We start from the raw sequence: 23,731 nt of genomic DNA, 5'->3' as shown, positions 1-23,731 counted from the left end.
TATAGAGGGCTACGCTTGACCGCGCCACAGGACCGGTTATCGGCCGCCTTCACATATCGTGACATCAAGTTACTGATACAGCCTTACTTTTTCGTATTCTTCGCCGCCTTGCGCGCTTCCGCCCGCGCCCGCAGCACGCTTGCCTTGCCGGGATAGTTCTCCTGCGTCACGCGGCTGAGCGCCAGCGCATCGGCTTCCACGGCCTTCGTGATGACCGATCCCGAGCCGATATAGGCTCCGTCACCGATCTTCACCGGCGCAACGAGCGAGGAGTTGGAACCGATAAAGGCACCGGCGCCGATTTCGGTCAGGTACTTGTTCACGCCGTCATAATTGCAGGTGATCGTGCCCGCGCCGATATTGGCTTTCGCGCCGATGACCGCATCGCCGATATAAGTCAGGTGGTTGACCTTGGCGCCGGCGCCGATCTCCGCCTTCTTGACCTCGCAGAAATTGCCGACCTTGGATTTTTCTCCCAGATCCGCGCCCGGACGCAGCCGCGCGAACGGCCCGACAGCCGCACCCGCGCCGACCTTGGCCCCTTCCAGATGGGAGAAGGCGTGGATGACGGCGCCCTCGCCCACCGTGACGCCCGGTCCGAACCAGACGTTCGGCTCGATCAGCACATCATTGCCGATTTCGGTGTCGTGCGAGAAATAAACGGTTGAAGGATCGGAGAGTGTGACACCCGAGAGCATGACCTCGCGGCGCTTGCGGGTCTGCCATTCGGCCTCCAGCGCGGCGAGTTCGGCACGGGTATTGCAGCCCATCATGTCCGTCTCGGGCGCTTCGAGCGCGATCACCCTGCCGCCGCGCGCACGGCAGATGGAAACGACGTCGGTAAGATAATATTCTCCCTTGGCATTGTCGTTGCCGATCGCCTCGAGAAGCGCGATCGCCTCGTTGCCGTCCATGGTGATGATGCCGCCATTGCAGAAGTCGATCTTCCTCTGCTCCTCGGTCGCTTCCTTTTCCTCGACGATCGCGGTCAGCTCGCCGTTCTCGACGATCATCCGGCCATAGCCGTGCGGATCGGCGGCGGTAAAGCCGAGAACCACCATGTCGGCGCCGTTCCTGCGCGCCTCGATCGCGTCACCGAGGCTTTGCGGGGCAATCAGGGGCGCATCGCCGTAAAGGACGATGACGTCGTCAAAACCCTCGGCGATCACGTCGCGCGCCATCAGGACCGCGTGGCCGGTGCCCTTGCGTTCGGATTGGAGCACGGACGTGCACTCCAGACCGGCCCTCGCACCGGCTTCGGCGACCTTTTCGGCATCGCGGCCGACGACGAGGGCGACGCGTTCGATGCCGGCCGCCTTGGCCGCCGCGGTGACATGGGTGATGATCGGCAAGTTGCCGACCGGATGCAGCACCTTCGACATGGACGACTTCATTCGTGTGGCATCGCCCGCTGCGAGAATGACCGCCAAGCTCTTTCGCTGCATCTGTGTACTCCGTCTCTTTGTCCGCCGGGCCGCATTGTTCGCGTGGAACCGAATCCCCTATAGGTTCAGCCACGCCCGTTGACCGGGTTCATACCGCACATACCGGGAGCCCATGTCCAAGTCCACATCAACACCGATTCACGGCGAAAGCGCCAGCCTCGTTCCCTATCTCGTCATGCTGGCGACACCGCTGTTCTTCTCGTCGAACCTGATTTTCGGACGGCTGGCCATTCCCGAGGTCGCACCGTTCACCCTCGCCTTCATCCGCTGGACGGCGGCGGCGCTCATCCTCACCCCCTGGGTCATGCGCGAATGGGCTCCCGCGCGCGCCTTCGTCACCGGGCATCCGCGCCACTGGCTGCTGCTCGGGTTCCTCGGGATGTGGATCTGCGGCGGCATCGTCTATCTCGGTCTCGAATACACCACGGCGACGAACGGCACGCTGATCTACACCACGTCGCCGCTGATCATCCTGATCATCGAACGGCTCTTCTTCGGCCGCCCGGTCACCGGCCGCGAGATCGCGGGGATTATCATCGGCTTCCTGGGCGTGGCGGTCATCGTGCTGAGGGGCGAGCCCCAGGCCCTGCTGTCTCTTCGCCTCAACACGGGTGACCTTCTGTTCGTGGTCGCAGCCATCTCCTGGGCCGCCTATTCGGTGCTGTTGCGAAAGAACCGGCCGGAGGGACTGAACACGCTGTCGCAGTTCGGCGTCGTCGCGGCAGCCGGCGCGGTGCTTCTCATGCCGATGGCGCTATGGGAGTTTCTCAGCGGCGCGCGCATGCCGGTGACGACCACGGCCTGGGGCGGAATTGCGGGCATCGTCTTCTTTGCCTCGCTGCTGGCCTTTTCGGGCTTCCAGTACGGCATCGCGCGCCTCGGCGCCGCAACGGCGGGCATCTTCATGTATCTTCTGCCGCCCTACGGGGTGGCGCTTGCCGTCCTGGTGCTCGGGGAACCGTTTCATCCCTACCACCTGGTGGGCATCGCAACCGTGCTGACCGGGCTCATCATGGCGACGGCAAAGCGGCCGCGCACGCGCGCCGATACGCGCTGAGACGCCCTCAGCCGATCAGGCCGAGCGCCGGGAAGGTTTCCAGCAGCCAGTAGGACATGGTCGCCATCCCGCCGGTGAGAAACAGGATGCCGGTCAGCACCAGAAGTCCGCCGGTGACCTTCTCGACCGTGCCGAGATGCCTGCGGAAGCGCTGCAGGAACCGCATGAAGGCGCCGGAAAAGAGTGCGGCCAGCCAGAACGGCAGCGCCAGGCCGAATGAGTAGAAGGCCAGCAGCAGGGCGCCGGCGCCGACCGTCTGCTGCGAGGCGGCCACTCCGAGAATCGCGCCCAGAACCGGGCCGATACAGGGTGTCCAGCCAAAGGCGAAGGCCAGGCCCATGACATAGGCTCCCGACAGCGTGGCCGGCTTGCCGCCGCCGTTGAAACGCGCCTCGCGCGCCAGCAGCGGAATGCGGAACACACCCATGAAGTGCAGGCCCATGACGATGATGATCGCGCCGCCGATCTTGGAGAACAGGTCGATGTTCTGGCGCAGCATCGAACCAATCGAAGATGCGCCCGCGCCGAGAGCGACGAATACCGTGGCAAATCCGAGCGTGAAGAAAAGCGAGGCGAAGAAGACCTGCTTCTGCAGCGTCCTGTCGCGCGGACGGTCGCCATGATTGAAGTCGTCGAAGGAAACACCGGCCATGTAGCACAGATAGGGCGGCACCAGCGGCAGCACGCAGGGCGAGAGAAACGACAGCGCACCTGCGAAAATGGCGGTCAGCAGCGAAATATCGGCAATCACGGAAACCCGGCCTCTTACCCTGAACTCTCATGCCCGGTCCGGCCTTCGGCATGATGCGCGCGCCCGTCCCGGTGGTATTCCCACTCGTTTCGGGGCTTCTACCGGTCCTGCCGGTGACTGACCAGTCACAAATTCCGGAGCGGACGCGATGCCGCATGGCCGCCGGCGACCGTTCAGACCGAAAGACGGCGGCAAATGCGGCCCGGGAATACAAGCCGTTGAAAGGATGAAAAAAGCGCGGTTTTTGTGGTTGACCGCACGAAAGACCCTGCCTATGTTCCGCGCCACCCGAGCCGGTCACCCGGCGCCTTTCGGGAGCGCGTAGCTCAGCTGGTAGAGCAACTGACTTTTAATCAGTAGGTCCAGGGTTCGAACCCCTGCGCGCTCACCATAGGAATCAACGCTTTAGAGCTAGATCGCTGCCAAATTGGCGGCTAAAATACTCTCACACATGACACATACCCACGCACCTCGGATGGATCCGAAGCCAGTCGCCGCGCCTGGCGCCTGAACTTCCAATTCATTGAATGCACCGCCATCGGTTTCTTCAACGATCTGCAAGTGACCAGAATCCTCAAGAGCATCTGGCACCAAAAAATCCCAATAACCACTAGTAGTTACATAATTAGCTGCCACGTAAATTTTCGACATCTCACCCTCCTTGAAAAAAGCAAACACACACCATTATCTTCAATATATCACTTCACATCCCCCCCATACCTTACGGAAATCTGAATCCTTAAAACATCTTTATGATATTCATTCTGTATATAGTCGTATTTTATCTCCGTGTTGAAATCAGAAACCCTTAGAGATAAATTCCGCAGACCCCACGATATTGGTGTGACGCAAAAAAATGCCCAATCAGAAATCGCAGAAAAGCGACCGACTAATGCAAGACAACTATCGTACCGAAGGTACCCATCAATCAAATAGTGACGACCACTGAAATTCGCATTCTGCCACTGATGTGGAAACTTGTAGGTTTTGACACCTTCGTTCTCCAGCCAAGACGCCATACTTTCTGGAGAATTTAGCTTCTGCGAAACATGGAACAAGCAAACTTCCAACTGCGCGCTTGTTTTTGGCGCCTTCCAATTAAACGCACCAATGGCTCCGTCATCGGAAGATGAAGCCATGCAATTCGACAGGTCTGGAAAACTCTGAAAGGCGCTGAAGTAATAGCCGCGCTCGAAAACATTCATAGCTTCCCAGCGTTCTACTATTGGACGCCCACGTAGATAATACCGCTCCGCAAAAGCGGCATTAATCGACCCGGCATCCGAGTGAAGATAACCGTCCCATAGGGCTATGGCTGGCCGCATGAGAGACACCATCGCAAAGAGCAGTAAGGCGGCAAGGACAGCCTTCAAAACGCGCATTTACGGCTCCTCCGAGAGCACGAAGTCAGATGCCAGTTCGGATGATGCATTTTCCTGTATCGACCACTCTCACAAGGCAGGAAAACTGTTTGACCAAGGAGCTTGCTCTATGATTTTTCAAATTCGACCACGTAAAGCACTCAAGCTCAAACTCTAATTTTATATTGTCTAATTTATATATCCGAAAGAAGGCTTCTATTGCTCCGTATGCGGGATCGCGTTCCAGTTAATTATTGCCAAGGACGCCATCAACACACATGAAACCGTCGCGATCACCCACACTTCTGCACACATTATGATTTTTGCACAGTATTTCTTCATTTTATCAATTATTTAATTATCGGCTACTCAAACTGTTAATCAGTAGGTCCAGGGTTCGAACCCCTGCGCGCTCACCACCCTTCCGGTCATTTCAATCCGTCATGGCTCGAACCGCCGGGATCCGCGGCGTCGAGCCGCTCACTGCCTTTCCCAGTAATAGGCCACATACATCCGCTTGCGGTCATGGCCGCGGCTTTTGAGGTGCTTGCGGATCACGCGGACGTCGTCCTTTTCGCAGGCGACCCAGACGAACGTGTCGTCCGGAGCGGCGTCGATGGCCTGGAGTGCCGCGCGCAAGAGGGTGTCGGGCTTCTCTTGCGGATATGTCGCGCGATGCAGCCAGCGCACGCCGAGCGTTGCGCCGCCGGGAAGCGGCTGTTCCTCGGCTGCATCCTCCACCTCGATGATGGCTTCGACGCGGGTATCGGCAGGCGCTTCGGCGACAATGCGGGCGATGGCTGGCAGCGCGGTCTCGTCGCCGACGAGGAGCACGGACGCAGCCTGCGGGATCCCTCCGGCCCCCGGCCCCATCAGACCGACGAGATCACCGGGACCGGCGTCCCGGGCGAAATCGGCACCCGGCGTGGCGACACCGTGTCCGGCGTGCTGGAAGACGTCGATGTCGAACTCGTTGCGCACCGCATCGACGCTGCGGATGGTATAGGCGCGCACCAGAAGTTCGTCTTCTCCTTCCGGCCAGGCGATGCGACCATCCTCGCGAAGCCCCGGCCAGACCGGCTCACGGCCCTTGGGCGGCACGAGGAGGCGAACGTGGATATCGCCGCCGACAAGGGGCGTGACGTCGCCACAGGCAAAGGTGAGGCGCAGCATGCGCGGAGTGACCTGCCGCCGCGCAACCACCCGAGCCTGATGGAAACCGGCCAGCGCGCCCGGCCGCGGGGCCGCCGACCAGCTGAGTTCAAGCGGTTCGGCGCCGGCGAAATAGAAGAGATGTTCGGCAAGCATGGTGCGCATCAGTTCCAGCGCGTCGCCGGAGGTTCCGTCGAGCGCGATCGTCAGCCGGCCGGTTTCGGCGCGTATGTCGGCGCCACCCGCCTCGCTCTCCAGATGGACCAGCGCGCCGTGGCGACGGACCTCCGCATGTTCGGCGAAATGCTCCTCTATGACATCGAGCATGCGCGCGGCGTCCGGCGTGACCGCCGTGCCCGACAGGCTGTGGGGTCCGGCGATGGTCATGGCTGCTCCCGGGGCAAGGTTTCATCGGCAAGGGCGAGGCGTGGTTCCGCACCGGCATCCCGCTGCGCATGGTGGCGGCCGAGCGGCAACATCATCGGCCGCCCGGAGGTCGGATCGGTCAGGACGCGGCAGTCGAGGCCGAAGACCTGCCGGACGCCCTCCTCCGTCAGCACGATTTCGGGTGCTCCAACGGACCGGATATGGCCGCCCGCCATGGCGACGAGGCAATCCGCATAACGGGCGGCAAGGTTGAGATCATGCAGCACCATGACGATGGTCGTGCCACGGCTGCGGTTGAGATCGGTCAGCAGATCGAGAACCTCGACCTGATGGCTGATGTCGAGAAAGGTGATCGGCTCGTCGAGCAGCAGCACGTCGGTCTTCTGGGCGAGCGCCATGGCGATCCAGACCCGCTGACGCTGGCCGCCCGACAACTCGTCGACCGCCCGTTCGGCGAGTTCCGCCGTACCGGTCGCATCGAGCGCATCGGCCACGGCACGCTCGTCGGTCCCCGTCCAGCGCGAGAACAGACCCTGATGCGGATGACGACCCCGGCTGACGAGATCGGCCACCGTGATGCCTTCGGGCGCCACCGGCGATTGCGGCAGCAAGCCCAGCGTCCGCGCAAGCTCGCGCGAAGGCAGGTGATGGATCGACCGGCCATCGAGCAGCACCCGCCCCCGCCGGGCCGGCAACAAGCGCGATAGCGTGCGCAAAAGCGTGGACTTGCCGCAGGCATTGGCACCGACGATGGCGGTGATCCGGCCGGAGGGAAAGGCAATATCCAGATGGTCGAAGACACTCCGCTCGCCATAGCCGGCGCCGAGATCTTCCGCTCGCAGTTCATGACCGCTCATGACATGGCTCCACCGCGATTGGCGCGGATGATCAGGTAGATGAGATAAGGTGCGCCGAGCGCTCCGGTGACGACGCCGACCGGATAACGGGCCGGAAGCAGGAACTGGCCGACATAGTCGCCCAGAAGAACCAGCACCGCACCGGTCAGCGCGGCGGGCAGAAGGATCGAACCGCTGATGCCCGGAATGCGCGCGGCGATGGGGCCTGCCAGAAAGGCGACGAAGGCTATCGGGCCGGTGACGGCGGTGGCGATGGAAATAACCGCGACGGCAGCGACGACGAGGAGCGCCCTTTCACGGGCCACGCGGACGCCGAGCGCGGCGGCCATGTCGTCGCCGAGCCGCATCGCCTCGAGATTGCCTGCGCGCGACAATAGAATGCCGCCGAAGAGGACGAGACCCAAGAGAAGCGGAATCGCCTGGTCGAGACTTGCGCCGTTGACGCTGCCGGTGAGCCAGCGCATCGCCTCCTGCAGCGTCCAGGCCGGCGCGCGCGCAAGGATGTAGGCGATGAGGCTTTCGAGCATGGCGGAGACGCCGATACCGACGAGGATGAGCCTGGTGCCCGAAACGCCGTTGCGGAAGGACAGCCCGTAGACGAGGAGCGCGATCGCCAGTCCGGAGATCACGGCGAAGACGGAGACGAGCGGACCGTCGAGCGACAGGACGACGATGGCGAAGACCGCTGCCGCACTGGCGCCCGAACTGATGCCGATGATGTCGGGGCTGGCAAGCGGATTGCGCAGCATGACCTGGAAGGCAGATCCGGCAATGCCGAAGCTCAGTCCGGCAAGGATGGAGAGAACCGCGCGCGGCAGCCTCAGATCGCCGACCGTGAAGGACGCGCCCGGCACGTCATGTCCCAGGAGCACATGGACGACGTCCAGCGGTGGCGTGAACGACTGTCCGAGCATCAGCGACAGGGCAAGGAGAGCCGCGACGGCGAGCAGGAGGGCAGCGACGACCGCTTGCCGCCTGCGGATACGGGTTGCGCGATGTCCTGCGATGATTTGACTGGTGGCGGTCGCCGGCAGGGATCCGTCCATCACAGTTCCCTCACCCGCTGGCGCCGCACGATCCAGATGAAGAAGGGCGCACCGACGAGCGCGGTGACGATGCCGACATCGAGTTCGGACGGTCGGGCTGCGATCCGTCCAACGACATCGCTCGCCAACAGAAGCGAGGCGCCGGCGAGCGCGCTGAACGGCAGCAGCCAGCGATGGTCGACGCCGGCCACCAGCCGGCACAGATGCGGCACGACGAGCCCGACGAATCCGATCGGCCCGCAGACGGCCGTGGTCGCTCCGCACAACAGAACGGCACCGAGAGCGGCTGTGGCCCGGGCCAGCATCACCCTTTCGCCCAGACCGGCAGCCAGTTCGTCGCCGAGCGCCAGGGAGTTGAGCTTCCGCGCCGACAGAAGGCTGAGGGCGAAGCCTGCAAGCAGGAACGGCAGGACATGGCCGATGCGGTCGAAGGTAGCGCCGCCGACGCCGCCTATCTGCCAGGAGCGTATGCCGCCTGCGATGTCGTTGCGCGGCAGGACAATGGCGATGACGAGCGAGGAGAAGGCGACCGAGGTCGCGGCCCCCGACAGCGCGAGCTTGAGCGGGGTAGCCCTGCCGCGTCCGAGTGAGCCGACGGCATAGACGAAGATCGCCGTGACCCCGGCCCCGCAGACGGCAGTCCAGATATAGGCGTGGGAGGACGCCATGCCGAACCAGGCGACGCCGACGACGACGGCAAGCGCGGCGCCCATATTGACGCCGAGAATGCCCGGATCGGCGAGCGGATTGCGCGTGATGCCCTGCATGATCGCCCCGGAAAGACCGAGGGCAGCGCCCGCAAGCGCGGCCAGCACGGTGCGCGGAATGCGGGTCGCCACCGCCGCCTCGCCGATCGTGTCGACACGGCCGCCAAGGGCAGACAAGATTTCGGCAAAGGGAACGGATCGGGTGCCGATCGCCAGGGACAGGAGCATAAGGACGCCCGCAAGCGCGACCAGCGACGAGAGCCAGAGCGCGCGGCCACGATTGCTCCGCCCCTGCCGCGGGAGCGGCACATTTGACGACGGTGCAGAGACGTTCATTCGGATTGTCCGTTCGACCGTCCGGCGTCCTTTCCGGCCGCCCCGGCGAGTTCGGCCACATAGTCCCCGAGCACCCAGGAAATCGACAGCGGCGTGGGATTGGCTGCGGTGCCGAGCGCGTTGTTGCCGAGAAGGACGACCGCATCGTTGCTGACAGCCGGCATGTGCGCGAAAAGCGGATTGGCCTTCATCGCCGCCATCAGTTCGGCGCCGCCGTAGGTTACGAGAATGTCGACATCGTCGAAGGCGTCGATGCGTTCGGCACTCGTCGAACCGGCGAAACGGCCTTCATCCGAGGCTTCCGCGACGCTTTTGGGCACCACCAGACCCAGATCTCCAAAGAACCGGACCCGGGCATCATGGGTGGTGTAGAAATTGACGGTGCTGAGATCCGTGGTGTCGAGATGGGTGACGAACATGGCCGACTTGCCCGCGAGCTGCGGATGCTTCGCCACCTCGGCAGCGATTTCCCCCTCGATCCGGGCGATCAGCGCCTCGCCCTCGGCCGCCATTCCCATTCCGACGCTGTCCAGCCGGATCGTGGCGCGCCAGTCGGTCGACCAGGGGGCTTCTGGAAAGGCGACGACGGGAGCGATCCGGCTGAGCGTCTCGTAGTCGGAGCGGCTGAGCCCCGAATAGGCCGCCAGGATCACGTCCGGCCGCGTGGCGGCGACCGCTTCGAAATCGATGCCGTCACCCTCGTCGAAGAGCACGGGGGTCGCACCCCCCAGTTCGTCGAGCCTCTCCCTGTTCCACGGCAGGATGCCGTCACCGTCGTCATCGCCGAAATTGGCGCGCGCCATGCCGACGGGTACCACGCCGAGGGCCAGCGGCACTTCGTGATTGGCCCAGGCTACGGTTGCGACGCGCTCGGGCTTCGAATTGATCGTGGTGGTCCCGAAAGCATGGGTGATCGTCAGCGGATAGGCGTCCATTCCCTCCGCTTGCGCTCCGCGCGAGGCGGACAGAGCGAGAAGAAGACCGGTCAACACCGGAGCGAGGAAGCGGGACAAGCGCGGCATCGCGAATACTCAACGTTCAGATTAAAGTTGACCGTCACTCTCAGGTTTCGGAAAAGAGGTCAAGCCTAGGACGACCAGGGCTCGGCGCTTGCGCGTAAGTTACCGGGGAATCGTACAAAACCGGAGAAAACGACAATACCAGACTATTTTACTCAAGTTAAAAGCCGCAACCGAGGATCGGGCGTCGCCGCCTGCCGCCCTTCGAACCGCATGCAGCGACGACGGGCAGGCGCGCATGGCTGTCCGCCCTCGCTTGAAAGTCAGCGGCACGCCGGCGCCTCCCGCCGGTTCGGGGTTGCCACAACATCGGGGTATCGGGTTTGAGCAGGAACAATACGTCGTACGGGGAAAGTCGGCGCAAGTCGCATCTCGCGCATCACAACTTCATTCTGACCGGGTGTACGGCTCTCGGGTTGGTCATCGCCGCGCCGGCACTCGCGCAGCAGGCATCGGGTACGGGCGAAACCACCATGCTCGACACCATCGCTGTCGAAGGCGCCGGCCTTACGGGCGATTCCCGGACCATCGTGGCGACGGAATCGACCGGCGCAGGCAAGATGCCCGCCGAAATCCTCGAGACGCCGGCGTCGGTCTCCGTGGTGACCTCGCGGGAAATCGCCGAACGCGGCGCCGACACGATCGAGAAAGTCGTCCAGTACACGGCAGGCGTGGTGACGGATTACTACGGTTCCGACGACCGTTTCGACTATTTCAAGATCCGCGGCTTCAGTCCCTTCACCTATCGCGACGGTCTCGTGCTCGGTCGCAGCTGGGGCGGTGTGCTGGAAGAACCCTATGCCTTCGAACGGGTGGAAGTGCTCAAGGGCGCCAGTTCCACCGGTTTCGGCGTGTCAGATCCGGGCGGAGCGGTGAACTACGTCACGAAGACGCCGAAGGAGGGTCGCTTCGGCGAAGCCTATGTGACCGGCGGCTCGTTCGACCACAAGGAAGTGGGGTTCGATTTCGGCGACGATCTCATCGAGGATGGCACACTCTCCTACCGGCTCACCGGCAAGCTTCAGCGCTCGGACGCGGAATATGACTATTCCCAGGACGACGAGAACTTCATCATGGGCGGCCTGACATGGCGGCCCACCGACCAGACCTCGGTCTCCATCGTCTTCGACCACCTCGACAAGGACGGAACGCCGAGCGGCGGCGGCCATCCGCTGGGAACGGATTTCGAACGCGACCGCTTTTTCGGCGAACCCGGCTTCAACTATCTCGACACCGACCGCAACACCTTTACGCTGCTGGTCGACCATGATTTCGAGAACGGTCTGAGCTTCAACTCCACCGCCCGGCACAGCCGCAACAAGGGCGGGTTCGGCTACGCCTATATCTACGACGCCCAGGGCGCCAACGACCCGTCGGACACCGAAGCGGACCGCATCTTCTTCCAGAACGAGGGCACGGACGAACAATTCGTCATCGATGCAAATCTGCTCTACGAAACCCATTTCGATACGGTGGAGAGCCGCACGCTCGTGGGCGTCGAGTACAACAAGATCGACGCCTACGGGGACACGGGCTCCGAGTATCCGGCTGTCTGGGATGGAACGGCGCCGGGGATCGACTGGACAAATCCGGTCCATTCCGGGCCGCTCGGGGCGCTATCGAACCGCACGGTCACCGAGAACGACCAGGAGACCAGGGCGATCTATCTGCAACAGGATCTGACCTTCTTCGACCGGCTGACGGCAACTGTCGGGCTACGCAATGACTGGCTCGACCTGAGCGAGACCGACGTCATCGCGAAGACCACGGAAAGCGGCGACTACAGCGAGTTCACGACACGGTTCGGACTGAGCTACAAGCTCACCGACGAGCTTGCCACCTATGTGAGCTACGCGGAATCCGTGGCGCCTCCGGGAACCGGCACCGAGCCCACGACCGGCACCCAGTACGAGATCGGGGTGAAATATCAGCCCACAGCCTTCCCGGGCCTGATCACCGCCTCCGTCTACGACCTGACGATGGAGAACATCACCACCTATGAAGCCCCGACCTATCTGCCGGCCACTGTCGACAAGATCCGGCATCGCGGCTTCGATGTCGAGGGAAAGGCTGAAGTGACAGCCAATATCGACGTCATCGCGGCGTATTCCTACATCGATTCCAGCATCGAGGAGCCGGGCGGCAGCTATGACGGCAACCGGTTCGCCCAGGTACCCGAACATCTGGCGTCGATCTGGGGAACATACACGTTCGAGGGTGACGGCAAGCGTGGCGACATGACCTTCGGTCTGGGCGCGCGCTATATCGGTTCCTACTATTTCGACAATGCGAATACCCGGAAGTCGGAGGATGCCGTGGTCTTCGATGCCGCCTTCACCTACGCGTTCAGTGAAAACACGTCCTTCCAGGTCAACGCCACCAACCTGTTCGACGAGAAGCACGTCGCCAATAATGACGGCGGCGCGCTCTACTACAATCCGGGACGGGCGATCTACGCGACGCTTCGCCAGAGCTGGTAGAATGCGATGACAGGCCCTGTCCGCCCGCCGGGCGGATGGGGCCGCACAGCTTCACTCCGGACGTCTGGCGCGGCGCCAAGCGGCGGGCGTATTGCCGGAAACCTGACGGAAGGCTTTCGTCAGATGCGCCTGATCGGAGAATCCGAGCTGCGCCGCGATCTCCGCAAGGCTGAGATTGCTGTCATGCAGCAACCGCTGCGCTGCCTCGATCCTGCGGGCGAGTTGCCACTGCAGCGGCGTCTTGCCGGTCGTCTGCCTGAAGACAGTCGTGAACCAGCTTTCCGAAAGGCCGACGATGGAAGCCATTTCCGAGACCGGGAGGCGTTTGTCGGTGACCCCGTCGAAGCGGCAAAAGAGCTTGTTCAGCTGAGCCTGCGTCAGCCGTCCGCCCGGCTTTTGGGTCTCCCGGCATTCGGGGAGATCGAGAAGAGCTGCGGCGATCGCGCCGACGAGGCTTTCAACATAGACGGTATGCCGTCCGCCCTCGGACAGATCGTCGACGACCAGATTGGCCAGCGTTTCGATCGTCCCCAGATCCTCGATTTCCACCGGCCGGCGCAACACCGCCATAGCCGCCGAGCGCCCCAGGGACGGCGTCATGTAGCGCAGCAGGCGGTCGGGATGGATATGGAGATCGAGGTGGGAGAATCGCCGCGCAGCGGTGAACCGGGTCCAGAGCGGCACCCCCGCAGGCACGTATACCGCCCGCGTCATCGGGCGATCCCTGCTGCCGATGGCATCGGGCTCGTTTGCCATGCGGATATATCCCGAAACGCGGTCGAAGAAGATCACGATGCGCGGATCGGGAGACAGATAATACGCGTGAGCGCCGTTCTCGCCCATGGCGTTCCAGAAGACGCCGATACCGCCGTCAAAGGCGCGCCAGCGTGCCGGACCGACGGCGCGGATGCCTTCCATCTCGGTGAACATATTGTGCTGGTAACTCATCGAGATACCTCATCGGAGCCATTTCGGCCGCGACTGTCCGGCGGAGCCCGATATCGGACCGATCGCCGGTTTCGAGAGTTGGCACATTCGCTCTCGGGCCGTCACGCCGCATTATTCATGAGCCTGATACTCATGTTTTATTAGCAATGCAAGTTTGAGGTGCCACGCCTACGGCTCGACGAGCCGCAGCGGGCCGGCGATGATGAGCTCGTCTCCTCACCTCGGCGACAAGATGCCGGTGTAAGGAAGACGGACAAGAGGCTGCGTCCCAAGCCTCGGCCGATTGCTTGCGATGTGGCCGGTGGCTGCGCGCCGGCCTACGCCAGCCACGCATCCAGATCGGCCCGGCGCAGTTCCCTGGCGAGTTCGACAAAGCCCTTTGCCTGGTGCTCTGCGGTCGCCCTGCCCTTCTCCGCCGTCGCCTCGGCCGCCTCGCCAACGGTACCCGATGGATGCAGGTCGTTGGCCATCCAGGCGAAGGCGTGGGTGCCGGTGTGCTTGAGGAGATCGAACTCGCCTTCCGCGCGCTTGACGGCGGAGACGAAATTTTCCGCCCTCGTCATGTCAACCAGTTCGGGGCGGAAATGGCGCATCAGCGATGTTTCGACGTCGCCGCCATGGATACCGTAGCGGCGTTCCTCATCGGAATACATGCCTTCGGGCAGTCCGAAGCGCATCCAGCTCGTCTTGACCGACATCATCCGGGCGCGGACGCGCAGTTCACGCGAGACGATGCCCATGACCTCCTCGTTGCCGCCGTGGGAGGTGATGATGATGATCTTGCGGATGCCTGCGCGGGCGACGGAATGCCCGAGTTCGACCCAGTGGTCGATCAGCGTGGTGGCGGGAATGGACAGCGTGCCCGGCGCGTGGAGGTGCTCGTTGGATTTGCCGACCTGCTGGATCGGCAGGATGCGCAGGTCGAGATCGTCCGGCACGAGCGGAATGACGGTATCGATCATGCCTTCCATGATCGAGCTATCGGTGGAAACCGGCAGATGCGGCCCATGCTGCTCGATCGCCGCGATCGGCAGCACGGCGATGGTCGCATTGGCATCGATGTCGGTGAATTCGGGAGCGGTGAAGTCGCCCCACCAGATCTTTCTCGTCATATGGTCTCTTTCCTTCAAGCGCGCCGGTCACGCGCCCTCATTCCAATGCGGGTGCGGCGGCCAGCACCTCTATTTCCACCTTGAAGGCCTCGTTGGCAAATCCCGAGACGATCATGAGTGTGGAGGCCGGAGGCGGATCGCCGAACAGCCTGTCGCGCACGGCCATATAGGGTTTCAGCCAGGTGCGGTCGGTAACATAGGCATTGATGCGCACGATATGGGAGAAATCCATGCCCGCCGAAGCGAGAATCTCCTTCACGGCGGCAAAGCACAGTTCCGCCTGCGCGCCCGCATCCTCCGGAATATGATCATCCCTGGTAAGCCCCAGCTGACCGGAGCACACCATGAGCCGACATCCCGGCGGCACCTCGACGGCATGGCTGTAGCGCGCGAATGGCGGGCGGATCGTCTCCGGCGTGTGATATTTCATCCAGTCTTCCCCTGCCTCCCGGCGATCGTTGCGGGCGGTCGGCTGCACCGCTTCCGACATCTATTCCAAAGGCCCGGCAAATGGGTCAAGATGCAATGGTCAGAACGGGAGCACTGACCACGAATTAAGCAACACGCAGCAGAAATCGCCACCGTCGTGCGGAACGAAACCCGGAGCCTCCCGGGTGGCACGGCCCCGGCTTCTGGCATGAAGCTTGCTCCGTAGCGGCATGGAGAAGCGGCGCCATGAAGGTCGTCGCGTAAGCCAAGGATGGTGTCATGACAGCTCTTTCTCGCAGCCTTCTTACTGTTCTTCTTCTTTCCGGAACCGCGGGCCAGACACTGGCTCTCGAAAAGGTCTCGTTCGGCACCAACTGGCTGGCGCAACCGGAACATGGCGGCTTCTACCAGTCGGTCGCCGACGGCACCTACGAGGCCTGCGGCCTCGAGGTCACGATCCTGCCCGGCGGCCCGCAGGTCAATAACCGCGCCCTGCTCCTGGCCGGCAAGATCGACTTCAACATGGGCGGCAACATGCTCGAAGCCTTCTCGGCAGCCGCGGAGAACATTCCGGTCAAGGTCGTCGCGGCGTCGTTCCAGAAAGAGCCGCAGGTGTTGATGACCCATCCCGACCAGGGCTTCGAAAGCTGGGAATCGCTCAAGGACGCCGACACCTACATTCTCGGCGACCAGGGTTTCCAAAGCTACTTCCAGTGGATGATCACCGAATTCGGATTCGATGCCTCCAAGCGCGTGCCCTACACCTTCAATCCGGCTCCCTTCATTGCCGACAAGAAGTCCGTGCAACAGGGCTACATCACGTCGGAGCCCTACGCGGTCGAACAGGAAGGCGGCTTTTCGCCCAAACTGTTCCTGATCGCCGATTACGGGTTCGATACCTATTCGACCACCATCGAAGCCATGGCGGCAACGATCGAGGAGAAGCCGGAGGTGGTCAAATGCTTCGTCGAAGGCTCGATCAAGGGTTGGTACAGCTATCTCTATGGCGACAATTCGGCGGCCAATGCGCTGATCCAGAAAGACAATCCCGACATGTCGGATGATCAGATCGCCTTTTCCATCGACAAGATGAAGGAATACGGCATCGTCGATTCCGGCGACACGGAGACCATTGGGATCGGCGCCATGACCGACGCGCGGATGCAGAGCTTTTACGACAAGATGGTGAAAGCCGGCGTCGTCGAGGACGGCCTAGACATCAAGTCCACCTACACGCTCGACTTCGTGAACCAGAAGGTGGGGCTGGATCTGAAGAAATGAGGGACCGATGTCGGCGAGGTCCGGGCTTTGCCGGGCCTCCCGCCGCAAGGCCGCAAGACATGACAGCATCTGCCCTCACCCAGCTCGCCCTGCGCCATATCGGCAAGCGTTTCGCCTCGGGCGTCGCCGCGCTCGACGACGTCAATCTCGCCATATGCCAGGGTGATTTTCTCAGCCTTCTCGGCCCCTCCGGCTGCGGCAAATCGACGGCGCTTCGCATCATCGCCGGGCTGTCTGCACCAACCTCCGGCCAGCTCGACTGGCAGGGTGGCGAAATTCAACGCGGCGATATCGGGTTCGTCTTCCAGGAACCGACACTGCTGCCCTGGGCAAGCGTCCACGACAATGTCTGGATGCCGCTGAGGCTGCGTGGCGTCTCCCGCCAGGAGGCGGCCGGTGAAATTGCCGATGCGCTCGAACGGGTCCATCTGACGGGGTTCGAGAAAGCCGTGCCCCGCGAGCTATCCGGCGGCATGAAGATGCGGGTGTCGATCGCGCGAGCGCTGGTCACACGTCCCAAGATGCTGCTGATGGACGAACCATTCGCGGCGCTTGACGAGATCACCCGCTTCCGCCTCAATGCCGACTTGCTCGATCTCTGGCGCGATCGCGGCTTTACCGCGATATTCGTCACCCATTCTGTCTTCGAGAGCGTGTTCCTGTCCAACCGCATCGCGGTGATGGCTGCCCGGCCGGGGCGGATCTTTCGCGAGATGACGGTCGATGCGCCCTATCCGCGCGACGACATGTACCGCACCTCGCCTCACTATGCCGAGATCTGCCGCGAGGTCTCCGCTACGCTCGGCGCGGCGATGGGAGAGGATATGTCCGTTGGCGTCCAATGATCTGGCAGTAGCCGCCGAGAAGCCGGCGGCCGAACGTGGCATGGACGCCGAGGAACAGGCCCGGCTGCGCGCGCGCCAGCGCGAGAGGATCGGCAGGTGGCTGATGCCGCTCCTGATCATGGGCGCGGCATTGATCCTGTGGGATCGCATCTGCGTCTGGAACGAGATCCCGCCCTACATCCTGCCGCGCCCCTGGCTTGTCCTCACCACGCTCTGGGCCGATGCGGCGATCCTTCTGCCCGCCCTTCTCGTCACCCTGAAGATCACCTTTCTCTCGCTTCTTCTGGCGGTGACCGGTGGTGTCGGCCTCGCGGTCCTCTTCGCGCAATCGCGCTGGGTGGAAATGTCGCTTTTTCCATTCGCGATCATTCTGCAGGTCACGCCGATCGTTGCTATCTTCCCGCTGATCAACATCTATGTCGACAACCAGACGGCCAAGCTGCTGCTCTGCGCCTGGATCGTCGCCTTCTTCCCGATCCTGTCCAATACGACGCTGGGCCTGAATTCGGTGGATCGAAACCTGCTCGACTATTTCAAGCTCAACGGCGCAAGCCGCTGGCAGACGCTGTGGCATTTGCGGCTTCCGGCTTCCATGCCCTATTTCCTCGGCGGACTGAAAATCGCCGGCGGGCTGGCGCTGATCGGCGCGGTCGTTGCCGAATTCGTGGCCGGCGCGGCGGGTCAGGAGTCGGGTCTCGCCTCGCGAATCATCGAGGCCGGATACAGGCTCAAGATCCCGCGGCTCTTTGCGGCACTCCTGCTCATATCGCTGACGGGCATCCTGATCTTCATCACCCTGTCCGCAATCAGCCACCTGATCCTCAGGCGCTGGCACGAAAGCGCCATCGAGCGGGAACGATAAATGCACAAGCCTGTGACGCTGCCGGATACCGGCCATTTCATCCTCGACAATATCCGCGTCCATGGCAGCACCACTTCGGTGGCCGGACTGTCCTTCGACGAGGACGGACTGGCGCAAGCCAGGCTGACGGTCGACGACGGCCGGTTCACCAGGATCGAGCCGGGCGGCGGACCGCCGGTGCCGGACACGATCAACGGCAATGGCGGCATCGTGCTGCCGACTTTCGTCGATTGCCACACCCATCTCGACAAGGGCCACATCTGGCCGCGCAAGCCCAATCCGGACGGCACGTTCGCCGGCGCGCTGGGCTCGGTCGGCGAGGACCGGATCGCGCGCTGGTCGGCGGAGGACGTCGCACGCCGGATGGAGTTCGGCATCCGCTGCGCCTATGCCCACGGCACATCCTCGATCCGGACCCATCTCGATTCGATCGCACCGCAGGAGAGCATCTCCTGGCCGGTCTTTTCCGAGATGCGCGCCAGGTGGAAGGGCAAGGTCAACCTGCAGGCGGCATCGCTCGTCGGCATCGACGCGGTGCGCGACGCGGACGCCTTCGCCTCGCTCGCCAGGACGGTGGCCAGCCATGGCGGCGTTCTCGGCGCCGTCACCTACATGGTGCCCGATCTCGACGAACTCCTCGACCGGGTGTTCGAGACGGCGATGAAGCTCAACCTCGAGCTCGATTTCCATGCCGACGAGACCGACGACGTGGCTGCCGTGTCGCTCGAGCGGATCGCGCGGGCTGCTCTGCGCCACGGTTTCGCGAACCGCATTCTCGTCGGCCATTGCTGTTCGCTGGCGAGGCAGCCGGATACGGAGGTTCTCGAAACGCTCGATCTGGTCGCTCGGGCCGGGCTTTCCATCGTTTCCCTGCCCATGTGCAACATGTACCTGCAGGACCGGCGTACCAACCAGACGACGCCGCGCTGGCGGGGCGTGACGCTGCTTCATGAAATGGCCGCGCGCGGCATCAATGTCGCTGTCGCCTCGGACAATACCCGCGATCCGTTCTTCGCCTATGGCGATCTCGACATGCTGGAAGTGTATCGCGAGGCAACGCGCATTCTCCATTTCGATCATCCGGTCGGCGACTGGCCTGCCACCGTGGGGCGCAACGCAGCCCGCGCGATGGGGCTGACCGAGCGCGGTCTCCTCAAGAATCGCGGTTCGGCCGACTTCATCCTCTTCGAGGGCCGCCGCTTCACCGAGCTTCTCTCCCGCCCGGAAACCAACCGCATCGTGATCCGGAACGGAAAACCGATCTCCGCCAAGCCGCCGCATTACAGCGAACTCGATGACCTGATGGAAGGATGAGCAATGAGTATTGAAGCCCTGCGCGCGGACCTCGGCGACATCCGGATCGAGGACAACGAAAAGATCGTCCAGCAGAAGAGCCGGGATTTCTACTGGTACTCTCCTGTCCTGAAGGAGCAGCTGTCCGAGGTTACGGGCGACCTTGTCGTCTCGCCGAAAACCGAAGGCGAACTGATCGCCGTGCTCAAGGCCTGTTATCGGCATGACATCCCGGTCACCCCGCGTGGCACGGGCACAGGCAATTACGGACAGGCGATGCCGCTGTCGGGCGGAGTGGTGCTCTCGCTTGCGGAGATGAACGACATTCGCGAGATCGCTCCGGGCCGGATCGTCTGCGGCCCCGGTGTGATCTGCGCGGATATCGACAAGGCCGCGCGCGACCATTCCGGCCAGGAGTTGCGGATGCATCCGTCGACGGCCAACACCGCGACGATCGGCGGTTTCATCGCCGGCGGCTCGGGGGGCATCGGGTCCATCAGTTACGGAGGATTGCGGGATTTCGGCAATGTCATCCGGCTGCGCGTCGTGACGATGGAAGCCGAACCCCGGGTGCTCGAATTGACCGGCGAGGATCTTCACAAGGCGATCCACGCCTATGGCACCAACGGCATCATCACCGAAGTCGAGATGCCGCTCGCCCCATCCTATGACTGGATCGACCTGATCATCGGTTTCCCGTCATTTACTGAAGCCGCAGCTTACGCGAATGCCCTGGCGCGCCAGGACGGAATCCTCACAAAGCTGATCTCGGTGGTCGCAGCGCCCTGCCCGTTCGACTATTTCAAGCGCCACCAGAAGTTCCTGCAGGACGGCGAGCATGTGGTGCTCGTCATGGTCGCTCCGCAGTCCCATGATGCGCTCCTTGCCTTCAACCGGCGCAACGGTGGACGCGTTGCCTTCGACGCAGCTTCCGCCAGTGATCGCAAGGGCCTGCCGCCGGTCTTCGAACTTTCCTGGAACCATACCACTCTGCGGGCGATCCGGGTTGATCCGGCATGGACCTATCTCCAGGTCCTCTACCCCTTTCCGAACCAGCTCGAACTCTCCGCCCGGATGGACCGGAGTTTCGGCGACGGTGAGTTGATCTCGCATCTCGAGTTCGTGCGCTTCGACGGCGACATCACCTGCTTCGGGCTTCCGCTCGTTCGCTTCACGACGGCCGAACGGCTGGACGAGATCATGGATTTCCATACCGGCAATGGCTGCCCGATCTTCAATCCGCACCGCTACACGCTGGAGGAAGGCGGGACGAAGCAGACCGACGAGATCCAGCTCGCCTTCAAGCGCGAGGCTGATCCGAAGGGTTTGCTCAATCCCGGAAAGATGATCGCCTGGGATGACCCGGATTACGATTTCAGCACCGGAGGCACCTGGCTTTTCAAGGGCTTGCAGGGAAGCCGCTAGATATGCGCGTGCTGCTTGTCCATGCCCATCCGGTGGAATCGAGTTTCAATGGCAGCCTCTTCCGCATGGCGCGTCGGACGCTTGTCGACGCGGGGCACACGGTGGACTGCCTCGATCTCTATGCCGAGAAATTCGATCCGGTCCTCTCCCATGACGAGCGGCTGGGCTATCACGATACCGGAACCAACCGGAACGCGGTTGCCGACAGTGTGGAGCGCCTGCTGAAGGCCGACGCGCTGGTGCTGGTCTATCCGGTCTGGAATTACGGCTTTCCCGCCATTCTCAAGGGGTGGTTCGACCGGGTGTTCCTGCCTGGCGTATCCTTCCGCATCGATGACGGACAGGTCGCGCCATGCCTGCACAATATCGGCAGGCTGGCGGTGATAACGAGCTATGGCGGAACGCGATTGCGCGCCTTCATTGCCGGCGATCCACCGCGCAAGATCGTCAAACGCATGCTGAGGCTGACGATTCGCCCCCGAGCGCCGGTGCACTATCTGGCGCATTACGACATGAACCGCTCGACCACCGAAACCCGGCATGCCTTCATGTCGAAAGTGCAAAGCGTGCTGGAGAATTTCTGATGCGTATCCTTCTCGTCTATTGCCATCCTGTACCAGAGAGCTTCTGCGCGGCAGTCCGCGAGACGGCGATCCGCGCCCTCAGGATCGGCGGGCACGAGGTCGATCTTCTCGATCTCTACGAGGAAGGCTTCAATCCCGTCATGTCGGCCGAGGAACGGCGCCATTACAACGAGATGACGATGGAGCATCACCCCTTCCCCGACCATGCCCGACGGCTGAAGGCGGCAGACGGCATTCTCTTCATCTATCCGACCTGGTGGTATGGTCTTCCGGCGATGCTCAAGGGCTGGCTCGACCGGGTATGGACGCCCGACATGGCGTTCACGATCCCGACCGATGAGGCGCCGATCCAGCCACTTATGCAGCACATCAAGTTTCTTGGCGTCATCACCACCTGCGGGGCGACGCGGCTCTGGACCAATATCGTCGGCCATCCCGGGCGGCGGACGATCCTGCGCGGCATGCGCGGGCTGTGCGGCAAGCGTTGCAAGACGCTTTATCTTGCCCATTACCGGATGGATGTATCGACGCCCGAAAGCCGGAGCGCCTACCTCTCCAAGGTCGAGCAGAACCTCGCCAGGATCTGAAACTCAGTCGAGCGGAATGACGAGGCCGTCGCTGCCGATGGTCAGTTCACCGGACCATGTCTTGCGCACTTCGCGTGACCAGTCCCGGGCGGTGATCTCCGGATCGTCGGCAGGCACCAGGTGATGGAGCACGAGGTGCGCGGTGTTTGCCTGGCTCGCGATGCGCCCGACATCCTCGGCGAATGTGTGGCTGGCCGTGAGATGCTGGCGCAGGCGTGCGCCATTGCCGGTGCGCGCGACCAGACGTTCCAGCCCTTCGGGATGAAGAGCCTCGTGAACGAGAATGTCCGCCGACCTTGCAAATTCCGCCAGCGGAGGAAAGAAGGCCGTGTCGGCGGAGAAGACCACCGACTTTCCGTCCGCCTCGAATTTCAGCGCAAAACAGTCGGTGACCGGCGGGTGATCGACGCGCAGCGCCGACACCGTCAGGCCGTCTTCCGCGAGGACCCCGCCCTCTCCATATTCGAGCACGGTGACGAGTTCCCGAATGTCGGGGCGACCCTCGTCATCGATCCTGGTCTCGATGTCATAGGCGAGCGAAGCACAGAAATGCAGCCAGACATCCGCCGTGCCGACCGGACCGTAGACCTTCACGGGCGTGTTCAGACCCGCCGTCCATGCGGTGTGGATCAGTGGCCCCAGTTCGAGCACATGGTCCGAATGAAGATGGGTGATGAAGACGAGGTCGAGTTCGCTCAGCTTCATGCCGGTCTCGACGAGGCCGCGGGCCACGCCCAGCCCGCAATCGACGACGAGCCTGCGGCCGGCCAGGTCGAGCAGGGAAGATGTCGGCGACGGGCCTCCCGGCCTGATGGCGGGGCCGCCCTTGGTCCCGAGTAGCGTCAGTCGTGCGGTCATCGGCATTTGCGTTTCAGTTCGTCCTGCCCTTGCCTTGAAACCATGGCAGCATGGCCGAGAAGTCCCGGCCCCGCCCGCCGTTTTCGACGAACTCGCCATAGAGTTCGGCGGCGCGCCGGCCCATGGGGGTCGGGGCATCGACGGCATCGGCGGCCTGTTGCGACAGGGTCAGGTCCTTGAGCATGAGTTCGGATGCGAATCCGGGCTTGTAGTCGTTGTCCGACGGGCTTTTAGGCCCAACCCCGGGCGCCGGGCAATAGGTATTGACCGACCAGCACGCCCCCGACGAGGTGGACACCACATCGTACATCTTCTGACGGTCGAGCCCCAGCTTGTCGGCGAGCGAGAAGGCCTCGCAGACACCGATCATGGAGATGCCGAGGATCATGTTGTTGCAGATCTTCGCCGCCTGTCCTGCACCGGCTTGGCCGCAATGAACGGTCTTCTGCCCCATGATGTCGAACAGCGGCGCGGCCTTCTCAAAAGCCTCTTTCGAACCGCCCGCCATGAATGTGAGCGTGCCGGCTGCCGCCCCGCCGATGCCGCCGGAAACGGGAGCATCGACGGACAAAAGCCCGGCAGCGTCCGCCATATCGTGGGCAAGTCGCGCGCTCTCGACGTCCACGGTGGAGCAGTCGATGAACACTGCGCCCTTCTCCCCGGCGGAGACGATCTCCCCGTAGACCGAGCGCAGGATGCCGCCATTCGGCAGCATGGTGATCACGGCTTCCATGCCCCTGACGGCATCAGGCGCAGAAGCTGTCATCTTGACGCCCTCCACGGTCACGCCCGCCACGTCGAAGCCGACGACCTCGTGGCCGGCCTTGACGAGATTGGCCGCCATCGGCGCGCCCATGTTTCCGAGCCCGATAAATCCGATTCTCATGATTGCTCCTCCCGTGTGCGGTC

General features: G+C 62.8%; 23 protein-coding genes and 1 tRNA gene. 10 read left to right on the top strand and 14 right to left on the bottom strand.

The window, feature by feature from the left end; all coding sequences use genetic code 11:
* Positions 1–83: 83 nt before the first annotated feature.
* On the bottom strand, positions 84–1,445 hold the full coding sequence (gene glmU, locus E2A64_RS09740; protein ID WP_133284148.1) for a bifunctional UDP-N-acetylglucosamine diphosphorylase/glucosamine-1-phosphate N-acetyltransferase GlmU: 1,362 nt from the start codon (positions 1,443–1,445) through the stop codon (positions 84–86).
* A 112-nt stretch (positions 1,446–1,557) separates the two neighbouring features.
* On the opposite strand from glmU, the gene E2A64_RS09735 reads away from it, so the two are divergent.
* Positions 1,558–2,502: a DMT family transporter gene (locus tag E2A64_RS09735; RefSeq protein WP_133284147.1), complete on the top strand. Its 945-nt coding sequence runs from the start codon at positions 1,558–1,560 to the stop codon at positions 2,500–2,502.
* Between the two features lie 7 nt (positions 2,503–2,509).
* Here E2A64_RS09735 and E2A64_RS09730 read toward each other — a convergent pair whose 3' ends face one another.
* A complete protein-coding gene (locus E2A64_RS09730; RefSeq protein ID WP_158285727.1) occupies positions 2,510–3,253 on the bottom strand; it encodes a cytochrome c biogenesis CcdA family protein in 744 nt (247 codons plus the stop codon).
* 315 nt (positions 3,254–3,568) lie between these two features.
* On the opposite strand from E2A64_RS09730, the gene E2A64_RS09725 reads away from it, so the two are divergent.
* Positions 3,569–3,644, top strand: a tRNA-Lys gene (locus tag E2A64_RS09725).
* A gap of 20 nt (positions 3,645–3,664) precedes the next feature.
* Here E2A64_RS09725 and E2A64_RS09720 read toward each other — a convergent pair.
* The 7 genes from E2A64_RS09720 to E2A64_RS09690 all read right to left on the bottom strand — a co-directional run bounded on the left by E2A64_RS09720 (position 3,665) and on the right by E2A64_RS09690 (position 10,121).
* Entirely contained in the window at positions 3,665–3,904 is a 240-nt protein-coding gene (locus tag E2A64_RS09720; protein ID WP_133284146.1) for a hypothetical protein, read from the bottom strand.
* A 47-nt stretch (positions 3,905–3,951) separates the two neighbouring features.
* Positions 3,952–4,635: a hypothetical protein gene (locus E2A64_RS09715; protein ID WP_133284145.1), complete on the bottom strand. Its 684-nt coding sequence runs from the start codon at positions 4,633–4,635 to the stop codon at positions 3,952–3,954.
* Positions 4,636–5,094: 459 nt separating this feature from the next.
* Positions 5,095–6,153, bottom strand: a complete 1,059-nt coding sequence (locus E2A64_RS09710; protein WP_133284144.1) for a DUF2218 domain-containing protein — start codon at positions 6,151–6,153, stop codon at positions 5,095–5,097.
* The gene (locus E2A64_RS09705; RefSeq protein WP_133284143.1) at positions 6,150–7,010 is read right to left on the bottom strand and encodes an ABC transporter ATP-binding protein; all 861 of its coding nucleotides are present in this window, start codon (positions 7,008–7,010) and stop codon (positions 6,150–6,152) included. Before E2A64_RS09705 ends, E2A64_RS09710 begins: the two co-directional genes overlap by 4 nt.
* The gene (locus E2A64_RS09700) at positions 7,007–8,056 is read right to left on the bottom strand and encodes a FecCD family ABC transporter permease (protein WP_133284142.1); all 1,050 of its coding nucleotides are present in this window, start codon (positions 8,054–8,056) and stop codon (positions 7,007–7,009) included. The genes E2A64_RS09705 and E2A64_RS09700 overlap by 4 nt, the downstream gene beginning before the upstream one ends.
* Positions 8,056–9,099, bottom strand: a complete 1,044-nt coding sequence (locus E2A64_RS09695; protein WP_133284141.1) for a FecCD family ABC transporter permease — start codon at positions 9,097–9,099, stop codon at positions 8,056–8,058. The genes E2A64_RS09700 and E2A64_RS09695 overlap by 1 nt, the downstream gene beginning before the upstream one ends.
* Entirely contained in the window at positions 9,096–10,121 is a 1,026-nt protein-coding gene (locus tag E2A64_RS09690) for an iron-siderophore ABC transporter substrate-binding protein (protein WP_133284140.1), read from the bottom strand. Before E2A64_RS09690 ends, E2A64_RS09695 begins: the two co-directional genes overlap by 4 nt.
* Positions 10,122–10,591: 470 nt before the next feature.
* On the opposite strand from E2A64_RS09690, the gene E2A64_RS09685 reads away from it, so the two are divergent.
* The gene (locus tag E2A64_RS09685; protein ID WP_133284346.1) at positions 10,592–12,598 is read left to right on the top strand and encodes a TonB-dependent siderophore receptor; all 2,007 of its coding nucleotides are present in this window, start codon (positions 10,592–10,594) and stop codon (positions 12,596–12,598) included.
* A 51-nt stretch (positions 12,599–12,649) separates the two neighbouring features.
* Here E2A64_RS09685 and E2A64_RS09680 read toward each other — a convergent pair whose 3' ends face one another.
* The 3 genes from E2A64_RS09680 to E2A64_RS09670 form a co-directional block, all read right to left on the bottom strand.
* Positions 12,650–13,546, bottom strand: coding sequence for a helix-turn-helix domain-containing protein (locus E2A64_RS09680; RefSeq protein ID WP_133284139.1), 897 nt, complete (start codon positions 13,544–13,546; stop codon positions 12,650–12,652).
* A 317-nt stretch (positions 13,547–13,863) separates the two neighbouring features.
* Positions 13,864–14,658, bottom strand: coding sequence for a creatininase family protein (locus tag E2A64_RS09675; RefSeq protein ID WP_133284138.1), 795 nt, complete (start codon positions 14,656–14,658; stop codon positions 13,864–13,866).
* A 37-nt stretch (positions 14,659–14,695) separates the two neighbouring features.
* Entirely contained in the window at positions 14,696–15,088 is a 393-nt protein-coding gene (locus E2A64_RS09670; protein ID WP_133284345.1) for a RidA family protein, read from the bottom strand.
* A 278-nt stretch (positions 15,089–15,366) separates the two neighbouring features.
* Here E2A64_RS09670 and E2A64_RS09665 point away from each other — a divergent pair, with 278 nt between their 5' ends.
* Genes E2A64_RS09665 through E2A64_RS09635 form a run of 7 tightly spaced genes read left to right on the top strand, consistent with a single transcriptional unit; the run spans position 15,367 to position 21,964 of the window.
* Positions 15,367–16,368, top strand: a complete 1,002-nt coding sequence (locus E2A64_RS09665; RefSeq protein WP_133284137.1) for an ABC transporter substrate-binding protein — start codon at positions 15,367–15,369, stop codon at positions 16,366–16,368.
* A gap of 59 nt (positions 16,369–16,427) precedes the next feature.
* On the top strand, positions 16,428–17,213 hold the full coding sequence (locus tag E2A64_RS09660; protein ID WP_133284136.1) for an ABC transporter ATP-binding protein: 786 nt from the start codon (positions 16,428–16,430) through the stop codon (positions 17,211–17,213).
* 40 nt (positions 17,214–17,253) lie between these two features.
* The gene (locus E2A64_RS09655; protein ID WP_133284344.1) at positions 17,254–18,075 is read left to right on the top strand and encodes an ABC transporter permease; all 822 of its coding nucleotides are present in this window, start codon (positions 17,254–17,256) and stop codon (positions 18,073–18,075) included.
* Positions 18,076–19,389 carry a cytosine deaminase gene (locus E2A64_RS09650; protein ID WP_133284135.1) on the top strand — a complete coding sequence of 438 codons (1,314 nt, stop codon included), beginning with the start codon at positions 18,076–18,078 and terminating at the stop codon, positions 19,387–19,389.
* Positions 19,390–19,392: 3 nt separating this feature from the next.
* On the top strand, positions 19,393–20,793 hold the full coding sequence (locus tag E2A64_RS09645) for an FAD-binding oxidoreductase (protein WP_133284134.1): 1,401 nt from the start codon (positions 19,393–19,395) through the stop codon (positions 20,791–20,793).
* A gap of 2 nt (positions 20,794–20,795) precedes the next feature.
* Positions 20,796–21,377 carry an NAD(P)H-dependent oxidoreductase gene (locus E2A64_RS09640; protein WP_133284133.1) on the top strand — a complete coding sequence of 194 codons (582 nt, stop codon included), beginning with the start codon at positions 20,796–20,798 and terminating at the stop codon, positions 21,375–21,377.
* On the top strand, positions 21,377–21,964 hold the full coding sequence (locus tag E2A64_RS09635; protein WP_133284132.1) for an NAD(P)H-dependent oxidoreductase: 588 nt from the start codon (positions 21,377–21,379) through the stop codon (positions 21,962–21,964). Before E2A64_RS09640 ends, E2A64_RS09635 begins: the two co-directional genes overlap by 1 nt.
* 3 nt (positions 21,965–21,967) lie before the next feature.
* Here the strand turns inward: E2A64_RS09635 and E2A64_RS09630 are convergent, their stop codons facing one another.
* Together E2A64_RS09630 and mmsB are read right to left on the bottom strand one after the other, a co-directional pair.
* Positions 21,968–22,822 carry an MBL fold metallo-hydrolase gene (locus E2A64_RS09630; protein WP_133284131.1) on the bottom strand — a complete coding sequence of 285 codons (855 nt, stop codon included), beginning with the start codon at positions 22,820–22,822 and terminating at the stop codon, positions 21,968–21,970.
* A gap of 13 nt (positions 22,823–22,835) precedes the next feature.
* Positions 22,836–23,711 carry a 3-hydroxyisobutyrate dehydrogenase gene (gene mmsB / locus E2A64_RS09625; RefSeq protein WP_206662437.1) on the bottom strand — a complete coding sequence of 292 codons (876 nt, stop codon included), beginning with the start codon at positions 23,709–23,711 and terminating at the stop codon, positions 22,836–22,838.
* Between the last annotated feature and the right edge of the window lie 20 nt (positions 23,712–23,731).

It is taken from the genome of Pseudohoeflea suaedae (assembly GCF_004354915.1).
Taxonomy (GTDB): Bacteria; Pseudomonadota; Alphaproteobacteria; order Rhizobiales; family Rhizobiaceae; genus Pseudohoeflea; species Pseudohoeflea suaedae.
This window is presented reverse-complemented; position numbering and strand designations above follow the sequence as displayed.